Genomic DNA, 24,002 nt, shown 5'->3' on the forward strand with positions numbered 1-24,002 from the left:
TAAAGGAGAGCCGCGTGTCCCCGACCGCAGCGACATCCCGCGACCCACGCATCCACGTCGATGCCCGCCACCTGCTGAGTCTCGGCGGGCGCAGCGGCGCGCTCAGCCTTCTGCCCCGACAGCCTGCCCGTTCGGTGCTGAACGGCCGCCATGCCTCGCGCCTGCGGGGGCGCGGCCTGAATTTCGAGGAACTGCGCACCTATCTGCCCGGCGACGACATCCGCACGATCGACTGGAAAGTGACAGCCCGAACCGGCGAGCCGCATGTGCGCGTCTATACCGAAGAGCGTGACCGCCCGGCGCTGCTGCTGGTGGATCAGCGGGTCTCGATGTTCTTCGGCACAAAAGTCTACATGAAATCGGTGGTGGCGGCCGAGGCTGCGGCCATCGCCGCCCATCGGGTTCTGGCGCAAGGCGACCGCGTCGGCGGGATCGTGTTCGGCGATACCGACCTAGCCGAACATCGGCCACAGCGCCGCCCGGCGGCCTTGCGGAGATTTCTGTCCTCGCTCGGCGCGCTCAATTGCAGCCTGCACGCTGGGTTGCGCCCACAGACCACGGTCTCGCTAAACCAGGTGCTGCAACAGGCTGCCCGCATCGCGCATACCAATGCCTTGGTCTGCGTGTTCTCGGACTTTGACGGCCTGACCGACGGGTCCGAACGGCTGCTGCGCCGCCTGGCCCATTCCAATGACCTGATCCTGTTCGACATCTCCGACCCGATCTCGCGCCACATGCCGCCCGAGCTTCGCCTGACGGTCTCGGACGGCGACCAGCAAATCGAACTGGACGCGTCAGACCGCCAGATGTCGGACCGCGTGACACAGGCGATGGAGCAACGGCTGGCGCAGCTGCAATCCTGGTCGCGCCGATACGGGTTTCCCGTCGTCCCGCTGACCACCGCCGAGCCCGCTCTGGCCCAGATCCTGAGACTGTTCGGCCACCAACGGGGGCGGTCATGACCCCGGACACCGAAGGCAAATCGCTGGTCGAGCTGCTGGACATGCTGAAACCCGCGCCCGAGCCGGCTCCGATTTCCATGGTACCGCAGACCTGGGGCTGGGTTGTTCTGGCAGTGGCACTGTTGCTCGTGGTTGGTCTGATCCTCGTGGCGATCCTGCGGCACCGGCAGTCAAATGCCTATCGGCGGTATGCACTGAAGGAATTGGACCGGTGTCAGAATGACCCGGCCAAAGCCGCCGAGATCGTGCGCCGCGCGGCGCTTGTCGCCTTTCCCCGGTCTCAGGTGGCCGGTTTGACCGGTGACGACTGGACGAATTTTCTTGGCCAAACCGCTGACCTGTCCGGGTTTTCCGGCTCGGCCCTCGGCAATCTGGCGGCCGCCCCATACCGCAAGGGGGTCACCGACCCGGATGCCGCCGAACTGGCGCGGCAATGGATCAAGTCGCATCGGTCCAAGGGGGCGGTCTGATGTTCAGTTTCGCCACGCCTTGGGTGTTTCTTCTGCTGCCACTGCCGGCACTGGTCTATTTCTTTGCTCCGCCACACCGGCAACGGGTCGATGCCATTCGCATCCCGTTCTTTCGCCACGTCGCCCAAGCGGCCGGGGCCGAGCCGCAATCCGGCTCGGTAACCCTGAGACGGACGCGGATGCAAGCCGGTCTGGCGATCCTGATCTGGGTGCTTCTGGTTCTGGCAATGGCCCGGCCCGAACGGTTGGGCGACCCGATCGTCATCGAGAAATCCGCCCGCGACGTGGTGCTGGCCGTGGACATCTCGGGTTCGATGGACCAGCGCGATTTCAAGGCCGCAGATGGCACGCCCAAGCAGCGGCTGGAGGCCGTCAAGGACGTTCTGCGCGCCTTCATCGCCGCGCGCGACGGTGATCGGATGGCGCTGATCATCTTCGGCACCCGCGCTTTCATTCAGGCCCCGTTCACCGAGGATTTGCAAAGCCTCAACGGCTTTCTGGACCAGACTGCCGTCGGCATGGCAGGTCCGAACACGGCGCTGGGCGATGCGATCGGGCTGGGCATCCGCACCTTCGAGTCGAGCGAGGTGGACCAACGTCTGATGATCGTGCTGTCGGACGGTGCCGACACCTCAAGCCGCATGACGCCGGTCAATGCCGCGTCGATTGCGGCGGACAAGGGGGTCGTGATCTACACGATTGGCGTCGGCGACCCGAATGCCACGGGCGAAGACCGGGTCGATCTGGATGCGCTCAAGGACATCGCCAGCAAAACCCAAGGCCAGTATTTCTTTGCCGATGATGAGGCCGCCCTGACAGAGGTTTACCAACAGATCGACGCCCAGAACCCCCGCGTGGTGGAAACCCAAAGCTACCGCCCGAGGGTCAGCCTTGCGCACTATCCGCTGGCGGCAGCGCTGCTCCTCATCTTCGCCAGCACCCTAGGCTTTCGCCTTTCAATGGGTCGGAGGCGCGCGGCATGATTGACGCTCTGGCCCAGTTCCATTTCCTGCGCCCCTATTGGCTGTTGCTGTTGCTGCCTATAGCCGCTGTCTGGTGGCTGACCCGGCCGCGCAGATCGGGCAATTCGGACCTGCCTGCGGGCATTGCACCCCACCTCGCGCAGGCACTGCGTCTGGGGGCCGAAGATCAACGGCGGGTCGGTCCGCTGGACCTCGCCGCGCTCGCCGCTAGCCTTCTGACCCTTGCCGTGGCAGGGCCGACATGGTCACGGGCGCCGAACCCTCTGATCGCGGACACCGCGCCGCTGGTGATCGCGCTCAAGGTCACAGACAGCATGGAGGAGGCAGACCTCGCGCCGTCACGTCTGGACCGTGCCAAGTTGAAGATCACCGATCTGATCAACACCCGCGCAGGTGCGCCCACCGCCCTGATCGCCTATGCCGGAACGGCGCACCGGGTCGCGCCGCTGACCGAAGACGCCAACATCCTGCGCCCCTTGCTCGAAGGGTTGACCCCGGCGGTCATGCCGGTGGCGGGCGATGCAGCCGGTGACGCGCTGACGCTGGCGCAGGACATTCTGGGCGATCAGATGGGCACGGGTGCGGTTCTCTTTGTGCTAGACGATATCGATCCGCAACAGGTTTCCGCGTTGGGACAATCTGATACCCCTTTGTTTTTTCTGACCACGCTTCCGAATGGCCGCCAGATTCCGCAACTGGACGGCCTGCGCAACGCCACGATCGTTCCCTTCTCGGGCGACGACCGTGACATCACCCGGCTGAACCGCGGGATCACCCGCAGTTATTCGGCGGCCTTGGGCGAGGATGATCGCGTCGACTGGCAGGACCGCGCCTGGATCCTGGCCTGGCCGGTCGCCTTGATCGCGCTGCTGTGGTTCAGACGTGGCTGGGTGATCCGCTGGGGATTTGTGGCAATGCTGTTTCTGCCGCCGACCGGAGCGCGGGCCGAGGGTTGGCGGGACTGGTTCCTGACCCCGGATCAGCAGGGCCAGATCGCCATGAACCGCAAGGACTACGCCGCCGCCAGCACGCTGTTTCAAGATCCGTATCACCGAGGCTACGCCCAGTTGAAAGCCGGGCAATATGCCGAAGCCTCCGAGACCTTTGCCCAGCTTTCCACGCCCGAAGCAGCGTTTGCCGAAGGCATGGCCCGCATCCGAAATCGAGAGTATCGTCCGGCCATCGCAGCCTTTGAAACCGCGCTGGAGCGCCGCCCGGATTGGCCGGAGGCCGCGTACAACCTGACCGTCGCCCAGGCCATTCTGGCCGAGGTCGAATCCACCCGCGAGCAATCCGATACCGGCGAGGAGGCGGGCATCGGGGCGGATGACGTGGTGTTCGACAACGAAGCCGGTTTGGGCGCGGACACCACGCAACAGGCCGAGACCGGGGACGCCGCGCCCTTGTCGGCCGACCAGTGGATCAGCGCCATCGATACCGACATGCAGGACTTCCTGCGCAGCCGGTTTGTTCTTGAAAATCAGGAGCGTTCCCAATGAGGTACTTCGCGCTCTTGATGCTGCTTCTGTGGCCCGCCCAGGCTTCGGCGCAAGCACCAGACATCCAGCCCCGCGTCACGATCGAAGTGCCGCCGGATCCGACAATCGTCGGCCAGCCCGCCATCGTTCGCCTGAAGGTGCTGGTGCCGACCTACATGCCAAATCCGCCGGTCTTTCCATCGCTTGAACAGGAAAACCTTCTGGTACGCCTGCCCGATCGCGCTTCGGGGCCGGTCAGCGAGAGCGTCGAAGGCCAAACATGGTCCGGGGTTCAGCGCAGCTATCGGCTGTATCCGTTGGCCCCCGGTACGTATGAATTTGCGGCGGCCGAGGTGCAGGTGACATTTGCCGATCCCGAAACCAACGATCCCGTTCAGGTCTCGGTTCCCCTGCCTGCCGTTCGCCTGACAGTCGGGATTCCTGACGCAGCCCGAGGATTGGATCCCCTGATAATCGCTGACGGGTTCGAACTGTCGCAGGAGATTGAGGGCGATACCAGCCTTCAAACCGGAGACGCACTGACCCGCACCCTGACGGCAAAGATCACCGGAACGACCCCGATCATGATCCCGCATTTGTTGCCCCAGATCGAGGACCCATTGTTGCGAGCCTATCCCAATGAGCCCCGATTGACGGAAACCGAAGACCGGGGCGTTTTGTCCGGCCAACGAACCGACCGCGTGACCTATGTGGCTCAGGACGGCGGACAGACCCAATTGCCGGCTGTCGAGATCGATTGGTTCAACCTCAAGACCAACAAGGTTGAAACTGCGCGCGCCGATCCCGTCGACCTCGTTCTTGCGCCGCCGCCTTGGCAGCCTCCGGACCGGGAAACCGTTCTGCAGCTGGTCGGCTATTTCTTCATTGGGGTCGTGATATTATGGTTTGTTTTTCGCAAACTACATCCGGTTCTTTTGGCACGCTGGGCAGCGGCCAGGCAACGCAGGCTGGCCTCGGCAGCGCATGCCTTTTCGGAACTCAAGCAGGCTGTGCGCCAACAAGACTTGGCCCGTGTTTATCAAAAGTTGGAAGTCTGGAAACGGCGACTGGCCGACCCGCCAGACACTGCTGAATTCGAGGCTTCGCTGGGCGAAATCGGCGCGTCCAGATATGGCGGCGGCGATCAACAAGCGGAAAACTGGAGCAAGGTCCGAGATTGCCTTGACCGTATCGCCCGCCCCTTGCGCCACTCTAAATCCGCCTTGCCCCAGCTCAATCCCTGACGCGGCTGCCAATTACTTACCTAACGTCAACCCAATCTGAGCCAAATCCCAGGGCGCTATCTTCAAACATAAGTATTTTTAGATTGGTCTTTGTGATAGTTATCAATTGCCTAGAGGGGCTTGTCTTGATTCCCCCTTTTTGCCGAACCGCCTGACCTGCGAAGGGCGTGTTGAATGATTGACGGATCGGGGGACGCATTTTCGCCTTTTTGACTTTCCTGCAAGGCCGTTTTTGCCTGACCACATAAGGAGAAAAAGATGTCATCACAGGGAAATTTAACGCATCTATGGCGCAGAGGACTGCGACGATTGGCAGTTGCTACGGTTTCTGTCGCGCTGGCCGCGCCGGCCTGGGCGCAAGATCAGAAACCCAACATTCTGGTCATCTGGGGCGACGACATCGGTCAGTCGAACATCTCGGCCTATACCAAAGGCATGATGGGATACCGTACGCCCAATATCGACCGGGTCGCGAATGAAGGCATGATCTTCACCGACTATTATGGTGAGCAGTCCTGTACCGCGGGGCGGTCGTCTTACATCATGGGTCAGTCAGTGTTCCGCACAGGGCTGTCGAAGGTCGGCCTGCCGGGTGCCGATCTTGGTATGCAGGTCGAGGATCCGACCATTGCTGGTTTGTTGAAGGATCACGGCTATGCCACCGGTCAATTCGGCAAGAACCACCTAGGCGACAAAGATGAACATCTTCCGACAAACCACGGATTTGACGAGTTTTTCGGAAACCTCTACCACCTGAACGCGGAAGAGGAACCCGAAAACGAAGACTATCCGGGTGACACCGTTCTGCCCGATGGTCGGACTTTCCGCGAAGCCTTTGGTCCCCGTGGCGTCATCAAGTCCAAGGCCGACGGAACCATCGAAGATACCGGACCGCTGACCAAGAAGCGGATGGAGACCGTGGATGAGGAAACGGTGGCTGCGGCGATCGACTTCATCAAGCGGGCCCACGAGCAAGGCCAGCCCTTCTATGTCTGGTGGAACGGAACGCGCATGCACTTCCGCACTCATGTCAAAGACGAGATGCGCCAGCAGGCCAATGACATGACCGGACGTGTGATGGACGAATACTCGGCCGGCATGATCGAACATGACATGCATGTGGGCCAGCTGCTCGATCTGCTGGACGAGCTGGGCATCGCCGACAACACGATCGTCCATTACTCGACAGACAACGGACCGCACTACAATACGTGGCCCGATGCTGCGTCCACGCCGTTCTGGGGCGAAAAGAACACCAACTGGGAAGGCGGCTGGCGCGTGCCTTCGATGGTGCGTTGGCCCGGCAAGATCGAACCCGGATCTGTCACCAACGAGATCGTGCATCACATGGACTGGCTCCCGACCTATCTGGCGGCGGCCGGAGATCCCGAGATCAAGGACAAGCTTAAAGCAGGCTATTCGTCCTCGGGGATGGGTCGCGACTACAAGGTGCATCTGGACGGCTACAACATCCTGCCGCTGTTGACGGGTGAAACCACAGAAAGCCCGCGCAAGGAGATCTTCTATTTCTCGGATGACGGCGACATGACGGCGCTGCGCTTCGGAGACTGGAAGCTGATCTTCCTGGAGCAGAAGGCCTGGGCCACCCTGCGCGCCTGGATGGAGCCGTGGACCGAACTTCGCGTTCCGATCATCGTGAACCTGCGCCGCGATCCCTATGAACGCGGATATCGCACGTCCAACACCTATTATGACTGGATGATCGACCGCGTGTATTTCCTAGTGCCCGCGCAGCAATACGTGGCGAATTTCCTCGCAACCTTCCAGGAGTTCCCGCCGCGCCAGAAGGCGGCGAGCTTCAGCCTGGATCAGGTGATGGAAACGATGCTGACGCCGACCAACAACTGATAAAGGTCGGTTCTACTCTCGAGGGTCGCCGGCTTGATCGGCGACCCTCATTTCTTTGATGCGAAAGGATATTTCATGTTCCGCCTGATCTTCTCAGCCGCCGTTTTCGCGTTGCCTGCGGGCCTTGCGGCGGACCCTCTGCCCAGTTGGACCGACAGTCCGGCCAAGGAACGGATCATCGCCTTTGTCGATACGGTGACGACGCCGAACTCGGACGACTATGTCACCCCCGCAGACAGGGTGGCGGTGTTTGACAATGACGGAACGCTCTGGGCCGAGCAGCCGGTCTATTTCCAGTTCATCTACGCCATGGATGAGTTGGCCGAGATGGCGCAGGACGATCCCTCGGTCCTGACTACGCCGACCTTGGAGGCCGCGGCCAAGGGCGACGCCGAAACCGTGCTGAAGGGCGGTGAGGATGCCTTGATCGAAGTCGTCAGCGCCACGCATTCGGGGCTCAGCGTCGATGCCTTCCAGGCTTCCGTTGCAGAATGGCTTCAGACGGAACGCCATCCCGATACGGGGCTGGCCTACGACCAGATGACGTATCAGCCCATGGTCGAACTGCTCCGGTATCTGCGTGACGAGGGGTTCACGACCTACATAGTTTCGGGCGGAGGCCTGCATTTCATGCGCGTGTTCGCCGAGGACGCCTATGGAATACCGCCCAACCAGATTTTGGGAACCTATGCGGACAGCACCTACGAAATTGTTGACGGCACGCCCACGATCATGAAGGCGCCCGCGCTGGCGTTCATCGACGATAAGGACGGCAAACCGATCAATATCGAGCGTACGATCGGGAAACGACCGATCCTGGCGGTCGGGAACTCGGACGGTGATTTTGCCATGCTGGAATGGACTACCGCTGGCGACGGGCCGCGGATGGGCGTTCTGATCCACCACACAGATGCCGAACGGGAATGGGCCTATGATCGCGACAGCCACATCGGGCGGCTTGTCGACGGGCTGGACAAAGGCCCAGAAATGGGCTGGGTTATCGTGGATATGGCCAAAGACTGGTCCCGGGTTTTCACCGGCTCGAACTAAAGCGCGGAAAGGTCGGCACACACATGTGGACATTCATCGCCTCGCTGTCCGTCTTTGCCATCTACTGTGTCGCGGTTTTTTTTGCAGTACGGGCCGCTCAGACGGCGCGCACTCCGCAGGGCGCCGTGGGATGGGTGGTGTTTCTGCTTTCGGCACCGTTTCTGGCGGTGCCGCTATACCTGTTCCTGGGACATCACCGGTTCAAAGGGTATCGGATCGCCCGCAAGGAAAGCGAGCGCGTGGTCGAAGGGATCCGCAGCTTTGCCGATCACTCAAAACCCGATCCCGCGACGCTGACCGTCAATCCGCGCCCGTTTGAGGCGCTGGCTCACCTGCCCCTGTCCCGCGGCAACGGGGCCGAACTATTGATCGACGGAGAGGCGACGTTCCAATCCATCTTCCGCGCGATCGATGCGGCCAAGAACTATGTCCTCATTCAGTTCTACATCGTGCGCGATGACGCGCTGGGGCTGGAGCTGCAAGACAGGCTGATCGATGCGGCCAAACGCGGGGTCAGCGTCCGGTTCATGACTGACGCGGTGGGCAGCTATGGCCTGCCGTCCTCATACCTGGAGGAGCTGCGCTCGGCCGGTGTGGATGTCGCTGATCCACGGGACCAGCGCGGGCCGAAGTTCCGGTTTCAGCTGAATTACCGCAACCACCGCAAGACCGTGATCATCGACGGCGAAACCGGGTTCATCGGCGGGCACAATGTAGGCGTCGAATACCTGGGGCAGGATCCGTATTTTGGCCGCTGGCGGGACACCCACATCAAGATGACCGGCCATATCGTTCGTCAGTTGCAGCTGATTTTCACCGAGGACTGGCACTGGGCCCGCGGAGAAGACCTGATTGACGTGCTGGACTGGGCCGGATCGGAATCCGATCAGGACATGAACGCGCTGCTGGTCGCCACCGGACCGGGCGACGCGACTGAAACGGGGTCGTTGATGTTCTTTTCCACGATCGCTGCGGCACAGGAGCGGCTGTGGATCGCATCACCCTATTTCGTGCCGGATATCGACGTGATGACGGCACTGGAACATGCCGCGCTGCGCGGCGTCGATGTCCGCATTCTGGTGCCGGACATGATTGACCACCGCCTGCCCTGGTTGGCCGCCTTTGCCTATTTCGATGAAATCCGGGATTCCGGCGTGCGTGTATTCCGCTACACCGACGGGTTCATGCACCAAAAGGTAATTCTGGTGGACGACACGTTGGCCGCAGTTGGCACCACCAACCTGGACAACCGCTCGTTCCGTCTGAATTTCGAAGCGATGGCGCTGTTCTTCGACAGCCGGGCAGCCGCTGCCGCCGAGGACATGCTGAAGACCGATTTCGAAGCCAGCTACGAAATGTCCAGAAGCCTCGCCCAGCAACCGCCGCATATCCGCTATGGCGCGCCTTTGGCGCGGCTGTTCTCGCCGATCCTCTAGGTCAGGAACCGTTCCTGGAATACGCGCGTCATCAGCGCGACCATGAATGCCGTGGAAAGACCGAAGGCCAACAATCCGGTGACCGAGGCGAAGGCCCCGAAAATCCGCAAGCCCTCGCCCAATACAATGTCGCCATAGCCCAGCGTCGTGAAGGTCACGAGCGAAAAATACAAGGCCGAGTTCCAGTCCGGCAGGACATCTCCCATCACCCAGACGATCGCCCAGATCCACACCTGAATCGTATGCGTCGCCACGATGACGGCCAGCGCCAAGGCGATCGGGCCTGCCGTGGGCAGAAAGGTTCCCTGCCCTTCCCATCTGTCGATCACCTTGCGCACCATGATGGTGCACCATGTGAGCAGCCCGATCTCGATCAGGAAACACAGCCCCAGATAGAAGCTGCCCCAAAGGATCTGCTGCGACAATGTCATGGTAATACCCTGCATCCGCCCGGAAACTGAAACTGCACAATGGCGGCTCTGCCCTCAAGGCACAAGGCCGGACAGCGGGCAGTCGTGCGACGAAAAGAACCGAAACTTTTTGAAGGCTGGACAGCGGATCGGCGCGCCGCACATTGTAGAGCGCACTATGTGAGACTGATCATGTTGTTGGAAATACAGAATATCCACAAAACCTACCCGCGCGGGCGGCCTGTCCTGAACGACGTATCGTTGTCGCTGGAACGCGGTCAGACGCTTGCCATCACCGGCGAAAGTGGCAGCGGCAAAAGCACGTTGCTCAACCTTGCCGGCGCGCTGGACAGTTTTGACAGCGGTGAGATCGTTCTGGATGGCACGGCGTTGTCGCGACTGGACGATCGCGGCCGCGCATTGCTAAGGCGCAAAGACGTGTCCATGGTGTTCCAGCAATTCAATCTGATCCCGTCGCTGACGGTTGCGCAGAACCTGTCATTTCATGCCCGGCTGGCAAATCGCGTTGACCCCGAGTGGCTCGCGCATCTGACCGCGACGCTCGGTCTCGCCGATTTGACCCAACGCTATCCCGAACATCTGTCGGGCGGCCAGCAACAGCGGGTCGCGATTGGCCGGGCCCTTGCCGTCCGGCCCAAGCTGCTGCTGGCGGACGAGCCGACGGGAAACCTGGACGAGACTGCAAGCGCGGCGGTTCTGGACCTGATGCTGTCCTTGGTTGCGGATACCGGGGCAGCCCTGCTGTTGGTCACGCATTCGCACGTGATTGCGGCCCGGCTTGATCGAACGGCGCACCTTGCAAACGGGCGGATCGTATGACTCGCACCGTGATCCAGGCCCTCTGGTCGCATTGGCGTTGGCACCGTATCCAACTGGCCACGCTGCTGATCGGAATCGCGCTTGCGACAGGCCTTTGGTCGGCGGTCCAGGCCATCAACGCCGAAGCCCGTGCCAGCTATGCGCGTGCCAACCAACAATTGGCGCTTGGGCAGATGGAGATGCTGCGGCATCCATCCGGCCACATTCCTTTGGAAACATACGTAAATCTGCGTCGCGCCGGATGGCAGGTCGCAGCCGTTCTGGAAGGTCGGTACAGGGTTGGGGACCGATCGGTTCTTTTGACCGGAGTGGACCTTGTCTCCTACCCGCCGCTTCCGGCGGTAACGCAACTGGAACAGGAAGAGGCCCCACCCGACCCGGCGACCATGCTGACCGCGCCCGGCCGACTGCTGGCGCCACCAGACTTGGTGCCAATGCTGCAGGATCAGCCCGATCTTCCACCGGCGATCGCCAGCACTGCGCTTCCCCCCAATGTGGTTCTGACCGATATCGGCGTGGCTGAGACACTGTTGAACAAACCGGGTGAGATTTCGCGACTTGCCATCCTGCCCGATCAGCCTCGCGGCATTGCGCCCCTGTCCCAGGTTGCGCCGGAGCTGAACCGTCAGCCCCCTTCCAACAGCGTCGACACTACACGCCTGACCGACAGCTTCCACCTGAACCTTTCCGCGTTCGGCCTGCTGTCCTTCGCCGTAGGGCTGTTCATCGTGCACGGAACGGTTGGGCTGGCCTTTGCGCAGCGCCGTGGAATGGTCCGCAGTCTGCGCGCGATGGGTGTCCCGATGGGTACGCTTTCCCGCATCATTCTGGCCGAACTTTTAGGTCTGGCTTTGATCGGTGGATCCATGGGCCTGCTGCTGGGTTTTTTCCTGGCCGGAGCGTTGTTACCCGATGTCGCCGCAACCCTGCGCGGGCTCTATGGGGCTCCGGTGGATGGTCAGTTGCAACTGAGGAGCGGTTGGGTGCTGACCGGACTGGGTATGTCCATCGCAGGAACCCTAGCGGCCAGCGGATACGCCCTGTGGCGTCTGGGCCGAATGCCGGTATTGTCCGGCCCAGGCTTGCAGGCATGGCGTGGCCGCAGCACACGAGCCGTCGTGACCGGACTGGCGGGTGTTGGGCTCGCTCTTGGCGGGGTCGTGATCTTTCTGCTCTTTGACGGATTGGTCGCTGGTTTCGCTCTGATGGCAGGCATTCTGACCGGCAGCGCCCTTTTGCTGCCTCTGGTTCTGTCCAGCATATTGCACCTGTGCGCGGGGCGCGCCCGTGACCCGGTTCGGCAGTGGGTGCTGGCCGACATGCAGGCCCAGCTGCCGGGCCTGTCGCTTGCGCTGATGGCTCTGCTGCTGGCCCTGGCCGCCAATATCGGTGTCGGAACCATGGTGTCCAGCTTCCGGCTTACCTTCGTCGGTTGGCTGGACCAGCGCCTGATGGCCGAGCTATACATCACGGCAAAGGACTCGGATCAAGGTCTCGAGATCGAGACATGGCTGACCCCGCGCGTTGACGCAGTCCTACCGATACGGAATGTGGAGCTGGATCATCCAACAGGCCCGCTGTTTCTGTACGGAGTGGTCGATCACGCGACCTACCGGGACAACTGGCCCCTTGTCGCCGCTGCCCCGGACGTATGGACCAAGGTTCTGTCCGACGGCGCCATCCTGATCAACGAACAACTGGCCCGCCGTGCTGATCTGTGGCCCGGGGACTCGATTGCGCTCACCGCCGATCACACTCTGGCAATCGCTGGCGTCTATTCCGACTACGGCAATCCGACCGGGCAAGGGATCGTCTCAATGGACCTGTTCGGCAGGATCGCACCAAATGCCGAAAACCGACGGTTTGGTATTCGCATCGCTCCGGAGCGCGTAGATGAGCTGGCGGCGGATCTGCAGAACAGGTTTGATCTGGACCCCGGCGCGATCATCGGGCAGGCCGCGGTGAAGGCGCAGTCCATGGCGATCTTCGAAAAGACATTTGTCGTGACATCCGCGCTGAACATCCTGACGCTTGGCGTGGCCGGCTTCGCCATTCTGACCAGCTTGCTTACGCTCTGGACCCAGCGGCTGCCTCAGATCGCTCCGGTCTGGGCAATGGGGCTGACGCTGTCGCATCTGTCGAAACTGGAACTGGCGCGGAGCATGGTTCTGGCTTTCCTTACCGCCTGCCTCGCCTTGCCGCTGGGTCTGGCGCTGGCTTGGATTCTGCTGGCCGTCATCAATGTCGAGGCGTTTGGATGGCGGCTACCCATGCACCTTTTCCCGTCGTCATGGGTGCAGCTCATGCTTTGGACACTTGTGGCCGCCGCCCTTGCCGCGGCGCTGCCCGCCTTGCGTCTTCGTCGGGTGCCGCCGGCCGATCTGCTGAGGGTCTTTGCCAATGAACGCTAAACTACTCGTGTGTGCGTTGTTCTGGCCCCTTGCGGCGATGGCGCAGGGGTTTGCCGGTTTGGGCGGTTCGGCCGACGGGTTTGACGTACCACAACCAGAGTACCAGTTCGAATTCCCCGCCGACCACGGCCCGCATCCATCCTATCGGATCGAATGGTGGTACCTGACGGCCAACCTGACCGGAGAAGACGGTCGGGACTACGGCATACAGTGGACTCTGTTTCGCTCTGCCTTGAAGCCATTTGAAGCCGCCGGCTGGCAAAGCCCACAGATCTGGATGGGCCATGCAGCACTGACAACTCCGGAACGCCACTTCTTTGCCGAGCGCTTGTCTCGTGGAGGAATTGGGCAGGCCGGCGTCACGGCCGACCCGTTCGAAGCATGGATCGACGAATGGCGCATGGCAGGACCAACGCTCCAGACCCTGACCCTGACTGCAAACGGAGCCGATTTCGGGTACGACCTGAACCTGTCTGCTTCGGGGCCGCTGGTCTTTCATGGTGAGAATGGCTTTTCCGTGAAATCCGCTGATGGGCAAGCCAGCTACTATTATTCGCAGCCGGGCTACGCCGTCCAAGGCACGCTGCATCTGCCCGACGGCGATGTGGCGGTCACCGGGAACGGATGGCTGGACCGAGAGTGGTCTTCGCAGCCTTTGGCCGCCGATCAGTCAGGGTGGGACTGGTTCTCACTCAGTTTCGAGGACGGCGACAAGTTGATGGCGTTTCGCCTGCGCGGCGGACGTGGGAACTATACTTCGGCCACTTGGATCAACCCGGATGGCTCCAGCCGCAGCCTGTCGGACGGGTCGGTTATATTCACACCACTGGAAACCAGCCGGGTGGCGGACCGCGATGTTCCGACGGATTGGCGCGTGACCATCCCGGGTGAGGATCTGGACGTTCGCGTCCAAGCTCAGAACACCCAAGCCTGGATGGGGACGCGCTTTCAATACTGGGAGGGTCCAGTCACCGTGTCAGGCAGCCACGAGGGGCGCGGCTACCTTGAGATGACCGGCTACTAGCGGGTTTAGCGGACCACGTAGACCGAAACGTTCGAGTGGCGCACCACTCGCGCCGCGTTCGGCCCTAGCAGGTAATCCTTGAAATCGGGCTTGTGTGCGCCAATCACAATCAGGTCGCTGCCCGCACTTTCGGCGGTCTTCAGGATCTCCTGATAGGCCGTGCCGGTTGCAACGACATGGCGGATCGTGGCGTTGCGCTCCGACCCGACCGCATCGACACACAGCTCAACCAGCTTGTCATGCGCTTCATGCTGCGCCTTGTCGTGGAAGTCGGGCCGGAAAAAGCCGGACACCCAGCTTTCACCGAAATCCGGCAGTACGGTCACCACGTCCAGCTGGGCCCCGTCGAGATCGGCCAGTTTCGCGGCAATTTTCAGGACAGGAGCATCGATATTGCCGTTGCTGATATCAACGGCGCACAGGACGGACTTTGTCATGCGGGCACCTCTTGTCTGGCGGCACGGCCGCGTTGCAGGAAGGCGATCAACCCCAGCAGCAGCATGGCCGGGATGTAGATCAGCTGTTTCGGCGGCTGGCTGACCGGCAGATCGGCGGATGCGATACGCACCGGCTCGTCCGCGTAATAGTCGAAATTGGCCAGGTCATCGGCGATGGGCGAGCCGAACATAGGTTCGTCCATCTTCACCAGGCCATCTTCCTCGATCAACAAAAAGCCCATGGCATCAACACGCGCCGCACCATCAGGTTCGGACCCCACGGTGACGACGACCGTGGTCTCGGTCATGTTGCCGGTGTCGAAATCCGGACCACTGACCACCACCCGCACGTCGGTGCCGGGTTCAGCCTCACCAATGGCCTGCACGAATCCGGCCGGCTCGACCTCGAGGTGCGAGGGCGAGATGCGATCCATGAAGTAGTCCGGCCGGAACAGCGCGAAGGCGATCGCAATCAGCGCAACGCTTTCGTAGATGCGGCTGTGGGTCAGGAAGTAGCCCATCGTGCCGGCCGTGAACACGAGGATCGCAATCGTGGCGAATATGGCCACTATGATCCCCTCAACCCAGGTGACATCGATCAGCAGCAGGTCGGTGTTGAAGATGAACACGAAAGGCAACGCCACGGTACGCAGACTGTAGAAGAACGCGGTGAAGCCGGTCTTGATCGCATCACCGCCCGATACGGCGGCCGCAGCAAAGCTGGCCAGACCCACAGGAGGCGTCACGTCGGCCATGATGCCGAAGTAGAACACGAACAGGTGCACCGCGATCAGCGGCACGATCAGGCCGCTTTGCGCGCCCAGTTCGACCACAACGCCCGCCATCAGCGAGCTGACGACGATATAGTTTGCCGTGGTCGGCAGACCCATGCCCAGGATCAGGCTGAGCAGCCCGACCATCACCAGCATCAGGATCAGATTGCCGCCGGACAGGAACTCGACCAGATCGGCCATCACCTGCCCCACACCGGTCAGGGTCACGGTACCGACGATCACGCCGGCCGTGGCCGTGGCCAGCGCAATGCCGATCATGTTGCGGGCGCCGTCAATCAGGCCCTGCCACAGATCGGCAACCCCATCGACAAAGGAGTTTGCCAGATCGCTCTGCCCCCGGAAGATCGCCTTGAGCGGTTTCTGCGTCAGCAGGATCACGAACAGCAGCGCGGTCGCCCAGAAGGCCGACAGACCCGGCGACTTCTGTTCGATCATAAGGAAGTAGACCAGAACGATGATCGGCAGCAGGTAGTGCAGGCCGGCCTTGTAGATCTCGGAGATCACCGGCAGCTTCACTTCGGTCGCGTTCGGGTCATCGGGCTCAAGGTCGGGAACCTGAGCCGCCAGGTACAGCAGAGCAACATAGACGGCGCACACCGCCAGGCTCAGGATCAGACCAGCGCTGGACGGCGCCCAGCTTGTGACAGCATCCACCGGGAACTGCGAACCATAGCAGAGCCCCGCAAACACCAGGAAGAACATCAGCATCCCCACGACCGTCCGCGCCAGATGCACGTCGCGGTCGCCCAGAGTGGGCATGTTCCGCTTCACGGCCTCGAGATGGACGATGTAGACCAGCGCAATGTAGGAAATCGCCGCCGGAAGGAAGGCGTGGGTGATGACCTCGACATACGAGATGCCCACGTACTCCACCATCAGGAAGGCGGCGGCGCCCATCACGGGCGGCATGATCTGGCCGTTGACCGAACTTGCAACCTCGACCGAGCCGGCCTGCTCGCTGGTAAAGCCTACGCGCTTCATCAGCGGGATGGTGAAGGTGCCGGTGGTGACGACGTTGGCGATGGACGAGCCCGAAATCAGGCCGGTTGCGGCCGAACCGACAACGGCGGCCTTGGCCGGACCGCCGCGCAGGTGACCCAGCGCGCCGAAGGCCATCTTGATGAAGTAATTCCCTGCCCCGGCCTTATCCAGCAAAGCGCCGAACAGAACGAAGAGGAACACGAATTTCGTCGAAACACCCAAGGCGATGCCGAACACACCCTCGGACGTGATCCACATGTGGCTCATCGCCTTTTTCAGGCTGGCGCCTTTCCACCGGATCACTTCGGGCACCCACTCGGACGAGCCGAAGAACACATAGGCCAGGAAGATCGTCGCAATGATCGCCATGGCGGGGCCAAGCGCGCGCCGCGCGGCTTCGAACAGCAGGATCAAGCCACCGAGGGCGATCCATTTGTCGACATCGTCCGCCAGACCGCCCGCATTGACGATCTTGTCATAGAAGAAATAACCGTAAAGGGCGACACCGGCCCCCAGAACACCCATGATCCAATCCTGGATCGGAATGTAGTTTCGCGGACTGGATTTAAGCGCTGGATAAGCCGCGAAGGCCAGGAACATCGCGAAGGCCAAATGAAACTGACGCGCGTTGTTCACAACGCTGCCGGGCAGCACATAGTTGGCAATCGGTGACGCCAGAACGACTTGAAAGATCGACCAGATCGCGGCCACGATCGCCAGGAACAAGCCGACATTGCCAGCCGGGTCCCGCGCCCCCGCATCCGAGGATGCAACCAGTTCCTGTAGTTCTTCTTCGGATAACGGACGATTGCCCTGTTGATCAGCGCTCATCAAATGTCTCCCCGTCCAACGGCCGGTTTCCGGCGCAGTTTTGGTATTACCGGCCTCTCACCGGTGAAAACGAGGCGCGAACAGCGCCTCGTTTCTGGACTTGAAGGTGGATTACTGGATCCAGCCTTTTTCTTTGTAGTACTTCTCGGCGCCCGGATGCAGCGGAGCCGACAGACCGTCCTTGATCATTTCCTCAGGCTTGAGGTTGGCGAAGGCCGGGTGCAGCTTTTTGAAGTCGTCGAAGTTCTCGAAGACCGAGCTGACAACCGCGTACACCGCATCGTCAGACACGTTTGCCGAAGTCACGAAGGTCGCGCCCACACCGAAGGTCTGGGTGTCAGCGTCCGAACCGCGATACATGCCGCCGGGGATGGTGGCCGTACGGTAGAACGAGTTGTCGGCAACCAGCTTGTCAACGGCTTCGCCGCTGACGTTCACCAGAACCGAGTCGCACGCAGTGGTGGCTTCCTGGATCGAACCGGACGGGTGGCCGACGGTGTAGACCATCGCATCGATTTGGTTGTCACACAGCGCGGCCGACTGTTCGGCGGCCTTCAGCTCGGTTGCCAGTTCGAAGTCATCCGTGGTCCAGCCCAGGGCTTCCATCAGAACTTCCATGGTGCCGCGCTGACCCGAACCGGGGTTGCCGATGTTGACGCGCTTGCCCTTCAGGTCTTCGAAGTTCTTGATGCCGGAATCGGCACGGGCCACCACCGTAAACGGCTCGGGGTGGACAGAGAATACGGCGCGCAGCTCTTCGAACGGGCCGTTTTCCTCGAATTTCGACGTGCCGTTGTAAGCATGGTACTGCCAGTCGGACTGGGCCACACCGAATTCCAGCTCGCCTTCGCGAATGGTGTTGATGTTGTAGACCGATCCACCCGTCGATTCGACCGAGCAACGCACGCCATGTTCTTTGCGGCCCTTGTTCACCAGACGGCAGATCGCGCCACCGGTGGGATAGTACACGCCGGTCACACCGCCGGTGCCGATGGTGATGAATTCTTCGGCATAAGCCGCCGGAGCCATGAGGGCAGCGGTCACGACCGCGCCGAGGCTGAGCTTGCTTTTCTTGATCATTTAGGAACTCCCAAGATTCTTATTGTGGACGGAAGACAGGCCAAAGGCCCCTTGTCCGGGGGACGAGCCATTATGACAATCCGCATGAGCAGGCAACGGATGAGCTCAAATTTTCCCGAATTCTCCCAACAGTCACGATGGTTTGTTGCCCGTACCGCTGTTGTCAAGCGTTATGCGCCCGACCCCGGCGCCGGGACGCACATATGACGTAGAACCCGAAAATTTCCCCGGCTTGACCCCGCAACTATGGGTGTCGCACCGTGTTGACCGGTCCGCGGCGCGTCAAGTATGATCTCTCAGGTCGCTGAGTTCGAAGATTTTTTGTTTTCTGACAATCGGTTATTTGTTTTTTTCCTGTTCGTGTGAGTTCACAGCGTGATTGGTTATTCTTCTTTGCAAAGCAAATCGTCATCAATCAGCGAGTTCCGCTGGCATTTGTTTCTGGCGCTGGTCTTTACGGTCGCCGCCGGAGAGATGTTTTTCGACACATATCGCGTCGTTTACTTCGGCGCGGTCTCTTTCGACGACTATTCCCACTACCTGCTGTATCTTCTGGATGAAGAGCGTGGCCGCGTTCCCCCTTCGCCGCATGTTTACCGCATAGGCTCGGTCATACTTGCGCTGCCGTTCTACAATCTGCCGTTCGTGTCACTGTCTACCGGGTCAGGAGAAGTCTTTCTTCCTGACAGCGTTGCCGACGCCAAGGCTCTGGCCGCGATGTGTGCCGCCAACGTCTTCTACCTGGTCCTGACGGCGCTTCTGGTTTACGCCTATTTGCTGCGGCGTGTTGGAACCACTGCGCAATGGGCATTCATCGGCGCCGCGTCAGTTCTGTTTCTGGGGCAGTTTCTGGCGCTGGAAGGCAATGACGGCATATCGGTCTTTCCATTGACGGTGGCCCTTTTGTTGGCTGCCGAGAAGAAATGGAAGTGGTTTGTTCTTACCGTGTTTCTTGGCGCGTTCATCAATGAAAAGATCATCATCGTGACGCTGCTGATCTTTGGTCTGCGCGCATTGGCAATGATGTCCTTGCGCAGCGACGAGGCCAGGGTCACGGCCGCCCTGTTCTGCCTTTTCGTTGGATTTCTGGTTGTCATTACCGCATTTCCGTTTCCCGGCGTGAACGACAATCAGAGACAGGTTGGGCAATTCATCACCAGCGCGCTGTCCACGCTGAAAGGCAGCACAAGTGTCAAAGGACTGTATCTGAATGTCTGGCCGTTGTTGGTTCTGACCGCCTGCTGGTGGATTGCCGTAACCGGTCAGGCTGCAAATCAGGTCCTGCGCCGGACGGACGTTTTGGCGCTGCTGGCGTTTTTCTCGCTCATCGCCATGTTGAACGTACAGTTCAATATCGGTCGTCTGGTCACGTATTTCATGCCGTTTTTTGTCGTGGGCTGCATTCAGGCCCTCGCAGCCAGCGAAAGCCAGCGCGCGACTACGCCCAGAGACGGTAATGGGTGACCGGTTCACCCGGCAACGCGAGGTCAGATGCTGAGCTTCTTGAACACCGGCTCGGGGATGTTTCGGATGATCGCCATGATCAATTGCCAAATCGGCTTGACGTAGATTACGTTCCGACCGCGCTCGACCGCCCGGGCCGTTGCGGCTGCAACCTCGGACGGCTGCGCGGTCAGACGCTCGGGCAAGTCCATTCCTTCGGTCATCTGCGTGTCGACGAACCCCGGAAGAACCGTCACGACATGCACACCTTTCTTGGCGAGCCGGTTGCGCAACCCTGACAGAAATGCGGTCAGGCCGGCCTTGGCTGATCCGTATACATAGTTGGTCGCCCGGCCCCGATCACCAGCCACGGAACTGACACCCACGATCGTGCCCGATCCGCGCTCTTCGAACCGGTTGGCAAAGGCTCCGAGGATCTGAGCCGGCCCTTCGAAGTTGCTGCGCATCACCAGATAAGCCGCGGCGGCGTCCCTTTCGTTCTCGGCCTGCTCGCCCATGTACCCGACAACGCAAACGACGATGCCCGGCAATTCAGGCAACGCATCGATGAACCCATCGAAGCTGTTGGCTTCCAGAACGTCGAACTCGTGCAAGGTTGCCCCTATACCATAGCGCAGTTCGATATCGGCCTTGTCGGCCTCGAGCGTCTCAGCATTCCGGGCGGCCAGCTGGACCGGGTGCCCCCGCTCGGCAAACTCATGAGCGATGGCCTTGCCGATATCCGACCGGGCACCAAGAACGAGAACGGGTTCCATTGTCATATTTCAAGCCTTTCTGACTGGGCCGAGCGGAACCGGTCCCGCCAACCATTGACGTTGCGCGCCTCGCGGAATCGGGTCACGCGATCGTCTGAACTGTTCAAAGTATTGGCCGACATCCTGCTGTCTTTGGCCAGGTAGAACCGTCCACCATGTTCCAGAGTGATCCGATCCAGCTTGTCCATGAGAATGAGAGTTTTGTCGGAAATCGGGAAATCTAGCGCCAGCGTGTATCCCTCCATGGGGAAGGAAAACGGGCTGTCCTGCGGGCCGAACCGTTTCAGCACGGACAAAAACGAACCCATGCCCTTGCCAGCGATGGCTTGCAAAAGCTCGGTCAGGCCGGCGCGTGAACGATGTATAGGCAACGCGCATTGAAACTGGGCAAAGCCGCTGCGACCGTAGATACGGTTCCATCCCAATATGGCGTCCAGCGGATAAAAGAACGTATCCCAGTTCACCAGCTTGGTGTCGCCGTTTCGAACTCCCATCCAGTAGTAACCGGCGTTGAATGCCCGAACCGTATGGCGATTCAAGGCAAACGACGGCAGATCCATCGGAACGGATTTTTTGCGCTTGGTCGGGCAGATCAGGGGTTGCCGGGCATACCGCCCCGGCAGGTCCGAGACCGCAGCGTGTTCTCCCAGCATCACCAGAGACCGCCCCAGGTTTCGGCCTGTGGACAAGCAGTCGATCCACGCGACCGAGTATGTTGCATCCTGTGCGGCCTCGAATGCATTCATCGCATCCTGAAGGCTGGGTGCGGCTATGGTCTTTTGCTTGATCCAACCTGACTCGACCGGCTGCAACCGAACCGCCGCCCGCACGATGATCCCGGTAAGGCCCATGCCGCCCAAGGTGTGATCGAACAATGCGCTGTTCGACGCGCGGCTGCATCGGGTGATCTCCCCGTCATCGCCCATGACCTCAACCCATTCGACGCAATGGCGGAAACTACCGACACGGTGGTGGTTCTTGCCATGAACATCTGCGGCGATGGCACCGCCGATCGTGACGAATTTGGTGCCCGGTGTAACGATCGGAAACCAACCCCGAGGCAGAAACGCTGCGATCACGTCGCCCAGCAGAACTCCCGCCTCGGCAACCAGCACTCCGGTCTGGTTGTCGAAGGAGACCATCCTGTTCAGATGCCGGGTGTGTACGGTTGTCGTGAGGCCAATTGCGCTGTCCCCATAGGCGCGCCCATTGCCGCGCGCGATCACATCGGGTCCCTCCCGCACGACCGATCGAAGGCTTTCGACGCTGCGCGGCGCGATCACTCTGGTCTCAAGAACGGGGTACCTGCCCCAGCCGGAAAGCCTCATGCCCGCGCCTCCGCCGAGCCGGTGTTGAATACGAAGCGCTTATCCAGATGGTACTTGATCACGTAACCCACCGTCAGCCCGATAACCGCGCCAACCTCGCGCATTAGATCGGTTTTCCAAACCACCCAAAAGGCCGTCTCGGTGCCCCAAAAAATTGCGGTGGTGACCACACCCATCGCCGTATACAGCGAAAATTTCTGACCGTGGGCCTTCAGTCCCGTCTGCCGGTCATAGAAAATCCAGTGCTTGTCGAGGGTATATTTGACCACAAGTCCGACAAGTGTACCCGCAAACACTGCAGCCGCGAAGTACCAGCCACCCTCGCCAAGCGACAGGACTGCGCGCTGCGCAGCGAGGTTCAAGGTCATCGCCACGATGGCAAAGGCGGAATAGCGCAGAATCAACCCCTGAACCGTCACAGCATTGACCCCGCGACAACGAACAGCAGAATTATGGCAAAGCAAAGCAGGCTGACAGGGTCCTTGGCCGCGTAGATCACGGGATCATCGTGCATGTTGCCACGATGCGTAATCATGACGGTCCGGGTGATCCAGAACAGCAGGACCGCACACACGCCCCATAGGGCTTGCGGGTAGGAGTAGAGCTGCACCACCGCCGGCGAGCTGACATAGAGTGCCATCACCAAAACGGCGACATAACCCGCGCTGACGGCGATCATGGAGATAATCGGAAGGTCATCCACGTGATAGCCGCGCCCGGTTGCCGACAATTTACCGCGCGCCGCATAGTCCACCAACTCGGCCTGCCTTTTGACCGCCGCAAGCGACAGGAACAGAAACATCGAAAATGCAAGGAGCCAGACTGAAAGCTCCAACCCTGTTGCCGCTCCACCCGCCACGATCCGGGTCGTGTAAAGGCCGGCCAAGACACAGATGTCGATGACCAACTGGCGCTTTAGATACAATGAATACCCGGTCGTCAGCGCATAATACGCCACCATCACCAGGAAAAAATCCAGCCCGACCATGGCTGCAATGACCGAGCCTGAAATCAGCAGACCGGCAGCCATCCACGTTCCGGACGAAATCGGAATGCTGCCCGAAGCAAACGGCCGCGCGCGTTTGCGCGGATGCGCCCGATCTGCTGCAAGGTCCAGCAAGTCATTCAGGACATAGACACTGGATGCGATCAGGTTGAACGATATGAAAGCCAGCAACGACAACCAAAACACCTGCCCCGTCAGTTGATGGGCCGCCAGCATCGGCAAAAAGACCAGAAGGTTCTTCATCCATTGATGCGGACGCAACGCCTTGAGATAGGCCTTGGCGGTCACTTCGTGTGTGTGCAGATGCTCGACCTTGGGTGCGACCGCTTCCGCTTGTTTCGCCAGTCCCGGCCCCGCGTTCACGGAAACCGCCAGATTGGCCCTTCGCCACACCGCAAGGTCGGCGTGGGAATCGCCCATATAGGCGTATCCGCCCGGACCAAAGCGTTCGTCCAGAAACTCGGCTTTGTTTTCACCTTTCAGGTTCAGCGACCCGTCGGAGCCATAAACCTCGTCGAAAATACCCAGATGGGCTCCGATGCTTTGGGCAATGCCCTCATCCGAGGCCGTCACAAGAGCGGTCTTGCCGCCATCAGCGCGCCATTTCTCGACGTATTCCACCACCTTGGGATCATAGGGCAACGAGGTGACGTCAATTTCGGCCTCTTCGGCCAGGTAACGTTTCAATGAAGCGCGTCCACCCAACAGAGCCGCGGCGGAGTGAAACGGGCTGCGCCAGTTCCGTCCGAAAGCCGACCAAAAGCTTTCGTACAGCATGTCACTCTTCAAAAGAGTGCCATCCAGATCTACCACAAGGATTTTGCACATAAATCAACCAACTATAATCATTACCCGGGACGGGGAACTATGAGGTCCGTTATTGCAAAGCTCAAAAGGCATGGCAACTGCACAGCCGTGCCAGCCAACCCTTCTCGTCATAGCCTGCTTCGATATCACGTCAGTGCCTGTCACGGCTCTTTGTTTCACCAATTTCTATGGCCAAATGATGGCGTCACGGCCTGTCCCGGTGACGCTGTACCATAATCGCGTTCTTTCAAGTGTTTGACGGCTCTGCACCCAAAGCGGCCGTATTCATATTGCGCGAGCTTGAAGGATCACGTCACTCTGGAATGCGCCCACTTCAGCGCC

At 60.5% G+C, this 24,002-nt stretch carries 20 protein-coding genes; 12 read left to right on the top strand and 8 right to left on the bottom strand.

What is annotated here, in order from left to right:
- The first annotated feature begins 14 nt into the window (after nucleotides 1–14).
- The 8 genes from AC2FML_RS03010 (at nucleotide 15) to cls (ending at nucleotide 9,492) form a co-directional block, all read left to right on the top strand.
- Entirely contained in the window at nucleotides 15–962 is a 948-nt protein-coding gene (locus AC2FML_RS03010) for a DUF58 domain-containing protein (protein WP_170600486.1), read from the top strand.
- Nucleotides 959–1,432: a DUF4381 domain-containing protein gene (locus tag AC2FML_RS03015; protein WP_496781905.1), complete on the top strand. Its 474-nt coding sequence runs from the start codon at nucleotides 959–961 to the stop codon at nucleotides 1,430–1,432. Before AC2FML_RS03010 ends, AC2FML_RS03015 begins: the two co-directional genes overlap by 4 nt.
- A complete protein-coding gene (locus AC2FML_RS03020; RefSeq protein ID WP_496781907.1) occupies nucleotides 1,432–2,415 on the top strand; it encodes a vWA domain-containing protein in 984 nt (327 codons plus the stop codon). Before AC2FML_RS03015 ends, AC2FML_RS03020 begins: the two co-directional genes overlap by 1 nt.
- The gene (locus AC2FML_RS03025) at nucleotides 2,412–3,914 is read left to right on the top strand and encodes a VWA domain-containing protein (protein ID WP_496781908.1); all 1,503 of its coding nucleotides are present in this window, start codon (nucleotides 2,412–2,414) and stop codon (nucleotides 3,912–3,914) included. Before AC2FML_RS03020 ends, AC2FML_RS03025 begins: the two co-directional genes overlap by 4 nt.
- A complete protein-coding gene (locus tag AC2FML_RS03030; RefSeq protein ID WP_496781910.1) occupies nucleotides 3,911–5,137 on the top strand; it encodes a hypothetical protein in 1,227 nt (408 codons plus the stop codon). Before AC2FML_RS03025 ends, AC2FML_RS03030 begins: the two co-directional genes overlap by 4 nt.
- 258 nt (nucleotides 5,138–5,395) lie before the next feature.
- Nucleotides 5,396–7,006, top strand: coding sequence for an arylsulfatase (locus AC2FML_RS03035; RefSeq protein ID WP_496781912.1), 1,611 nt, complete (start codon nucleotides 5,396–5,398; stop codon nucleotides 7,004–7,006).
- Between the two features lie 75 nt (nucleotides 7,007–7,081).
- The gene (locus AC2FML_RS03040; protein WP_496781914.1) at nucleotides 7,082–8,056 is read left to right on the top strand and encodes an HAD family hydrolase; all 975 of its coding nucleotides are present in this window, start codon (nucleotides 7,082–7,084) and stop codon (nucleotides 8,054–8,056) included.
- Between the two features lie 23 nt (nucleotides 8,057–8,079).
- Entirely contained in the window at nucleotides 8,080–9,492 is a 1,413-nt protein-coding gene (cls, locus tag AC2FML_RS03045; RefSeq protein ID WP_170359141.1) for a cardiolipin synthase, read from the top strand.
- Here cls and AC2FML_RS03050 read toward each other — a convergent pair.
- Nucleotides 9,489–9,923: an ion channel gene (locus tag AC2FML_RS03050; protein ID WP_170338490.1), complete on the bottom strand. Its 435-nt coding sequence runs from the start codon at nucleotides 9,921–9,923 to the stop codon at nucleotides 9,489–9,491. The two genes, cls and AC2FML_RS03050, sit on opposite strands and share 4 nt — an antisense overlap.
- Before the next feature lie 171 nt (nucleotides 9,924–10,094).
- Between AC2FML_RS03050 and AC2FML_RS03055 the strand changes: the two genes are divergently transcribed.
- Genes AC2FML_RS03055 through AC2FML_RS03065 form a run of 3 tightly spaced genes read left to right on the top strand, consistent with a single transcriptional unit; the run spans nucleotide 10,095 to nucleotide 14,177 of the window.
- Complete coding sequence (locus tag AC2FML_RS03055; RefSeq protein ID WP_496781916.1) at nucleotides 10,095–10,742, top strand: ABC transporter ATP-binding protein; 648 nt, start codon at nucleotides 10,095–10,097, stop codon at nucleotides 10,740–10,742.
- Nucleotides 10,739–13,153 carry an FtsX-like permease family protein gene (locus AC2FML_RS03060; RefSeq protein WP_496781917.1) on the top strand — a complete coding sequence of 805 codons (2,415 nt, stop codon included), beginning with the start codon at nucleotides 10,739–10,741 and terminating at the stop codon, nucleotides 13,151–13,153. Before AC2FML_RS03055 ends, AC2FML_RS03060 begins: the two co-directional genes overlap by 4 nt.
- A complete protein-coding gene (locus AC2FML_RS03065; protein WP_496781919.1) occupies nucleotides 13,143–14,177 on the top strand; it encodes a lipocalin-like domain-containing protein in 1,035 nt (344 codons plus the stop codon). The genes AC2FML_RS03060 and AC2FML_RS03065 overlap by 11 nt, the downstream gene beginning before the upstream one ends.
- Before the next feature lie 5 nt (nucleotides 14,178–14,182).
- Here the strand turns inward: AC2FML_RS03065 and AC2FML_RS03070 are convergent, their stop codons facing one another.
- From AC2FML_RS03070 to AC2FML_RS03080, 3 genes are all read right to left on the bottom strand, one after another.
- Nucleotides 14,183–14,614 carry a universal stress protein gene (locus AC2FML_RS03070; protein WP_170338483.1) on the bottom strand — a complete coding sequence of 144 codons (432 nt, stop codon included), beginning with the start codon at nucleotides 14,612–14,614 and terminating at the stop codon, nucleotides 14,183–14,185.
- Entirely contained in the window at nucleotides 14,611–17,220 is a 2,610-nt protein-coding gene (locus AC2FML_RS03075) for a TRAP transporter permease (RefSeq protein WP_170359133.1), read from the bottom strand. The genes AC2FML_RS03070 and AC2FML_RS03075 overlap by 4 nt, the downstream gene beginning before the upstream one ends.
- Before the next feature lie 111 nt (nucleotides 17,221–17,331).
- Nucleotides 17,332–18,300 (bottom strand): TAXI family TRAP transporter solute-binding subunit, encoded by a 969-nt coding sequence (locus AC2FML_RS03080; RefSeq protein ID WP_170338481.1) that lies wholly within the window; start codon nucleotides 18,298–18,300, stop codon nucleotides 17,332–17,334.
- A 393-nt stretch (nucleotides 18,301–18,693) separates the two neighbouring features.
- Between AC2FML_RS03080 and AC2FML_RS03085 the strand changes: the two genes are divergently transcribed.
- A complete protein-coding gene (locus AC2FML_RS03085) occupies nucleotides 18,694–19,764 on the top strand; it encodes a hypothetical protein (RefSeq protein ID WP_496781920.1) in 1,071 nt (356 codons plus the stop codon).
- A 23-nt stretch (nucleotides 19,765–19,787) separates the two neighbouring features.
- On the opposite strand, the gene AC2FML_RS03090 is transcribed toward AC2FML_RS03085, so the two are convergent.
- Genes AC2FML_RS03090 through AC2FML_RS03105 form a run of 4 tightly spaced genes read right to left on the bottom strand, consistent with a single transcriptional unit; the run spans nucleotide 19,788 to nucleotide 23,681 of the window.
- A complete protein-coding gene (locus AC2FML_RS03090; protein ID WP_496781922.1) occupies nucleotides 19,788–20,519 on the bottom strand; it encodes an SDR family oxidoreductase in 732 nt (243 codons plus the stop codon).
- Nucleotides 20,520–20,521: 2 nt separating this feature from the next.
- Nucleotides 20,522–21,847 carry an FAD-binding oxidoreductase gene (locus AC2FML_RS03095; protein WP_496781923.1) on the bottom strand — a complete coding sequence of 442 codons (1,326 nt, stop codon included), beginning with the start codon at nucleotides 21,845–21,847 and terminating at the stop codon, nucleotides 20,522–20,524.
- Nucleotides 21,844–22,251, bottom strand: coding sequence for a GtrA family protein (locus tag AC2FML_RS03100; protein WP_254437550.1), 408 nt, complete (start codon nucleotides 22,249–22,251; stop codon nucleotides 21,844–21,846). Before AC2FML_RS03100 ends, AC2FML_RS03095 begins: the two co-directional genes overlap by 4 nt.
- A gap of 11 nt (nucleotides 22,252–22,262) precedes the next feature.
- On the bottom strand, nucleotides 22,263–23,681 hold the full coding sequence (locus AC2FML_RS03105) for a UbiA family prenyltransferase (protein ID WP_496781925.1): 1,419 nt from the start codon (nucleotides 23,679–23,681) through the stop codon (nucleotides 22,263–22,265).
- Between the last annotated feature and the right edge of the window lie 321 nt (nucleotides 23,682–24,002).

Source organism: Ruegeria sp. BHSC029, assembly GCF_059613085.1.

Coding starts and splice junctions, on each gene's coding strand:
- AC2FML_RS03015 (WP_496781905.1), top strand. CDS start 959: ATGACCCCGGACACCGAAGGCAAATCGCTGGTCGAGCTGCTGGACATG.
- AC2FML_RS03020 (WP_496781907.1), top strand. CDS start 1,432: ATGTTCAGTTTCGCCACGCCTTGGGTGTTTCTTCTGCTGCCACTGCCG.
- AC2FML_RS03025 (WP_496781908.1), top strand. CDS start 2,412: ATGATTGACGCTCTGGCCCAGTTCCATTTCCTGCGCCCCTATTGGCTG.
- AC2FML_RS03030 (WP_496781910.1), top strand. CDS start 3,911: ATGAGGTACTTCGCGCTCTTGATGCTGCTTCTGTGGCCCGCCCAGGCT.
- AC2FML_RS03035 (WP_496781912.1), top strand. CDS start 5,396: ATGTCATCACAGGGAAATTTAACGCATCTATGGCGCAGAGGACTGCGA.
- AC2FML_RS03040 (WP_496781914.1), top strand. CDS start 7,082: ATGTTCCGCCTGATCTTCTCAGCCGCCGTTTTCGCGTTGCCTGCGGGC.
- cls (WP_170359141.1), top strand. CDS start 8,080: ATGTGGACATTCATCGCCTCGCTGTCCGTCTTTGCCATCTACTGTGTC.
- AC2FML_RS03050 (WP_170338490.1), bottom strand. CDS start 9,923: ATGACATTGTCGCAGCAGATCCTTTGGGGCAGCTTCTATCTGGGGCTG.
- AC2FML_RS03055 (WP_496781916.1), top strand. CDS start 10,095: ATGTTGTTGGAAATACAGAATATCCACAAAACCTACCCGCGCGGGCGG.
- AC2FML_RS03060 (WP_496781917.1), top strand. CDS start 10,739: ATGACTCGCACCGTGATCCAGGCCCTCTGGTCGCATTGGCGTTGGCAC.
- AC2FML_RS03065 (WP_496781919.1), top strand. CDS start 13,143: ATGAACGCTAAACTACTCGTGTGTGCGTTGTTCTGGCCCCTTGCGGCG.
- AC2FML_RS03070 (WP_170338483.1), bottom strand. CDS start 14,614: ATGACAAAGTCCGTCCTGTGCGCCGTTGATATCAGCAACGGCAATATC.
- AC2FML_RS03075 (WP_170359133.1), bottom strand. CDS start 17,220: ATGAGCGCTGATCAACAGGGCAATCGTCCGTTATCCGAAGAAGAACTA.
- AC2FML_RS03080 (WP_170338481.1), bottom strand. CDS start 18,300: ATGATCAAGAAAAGCAAGCTCAGCCTCGGCGCGGTCGTGACCGCTGCC.
- AC2FML_RS03090 (WP_496781922.1), bottom strand. CDS start 20,519: ATGGAACCCGTTCTCGTTCTTGGTGCCCGGTCGGATATCGGCAAGGCC.
- AC2FML_RS03095 (WP_496781923.1), bottom strand. CDS start 21,847: ATGAGGCTTTCCGGCTGGGGCAGGTACCCCGTTCTTGAGACCAGAGTG.
- AC2FML_RS03105 (WP_496781925.1), bottom strand. CDS start 23,681: ATGTGCAAAATCCTTGTGGTAGATCTGGATGGCACTCTTTTGAAGAGT.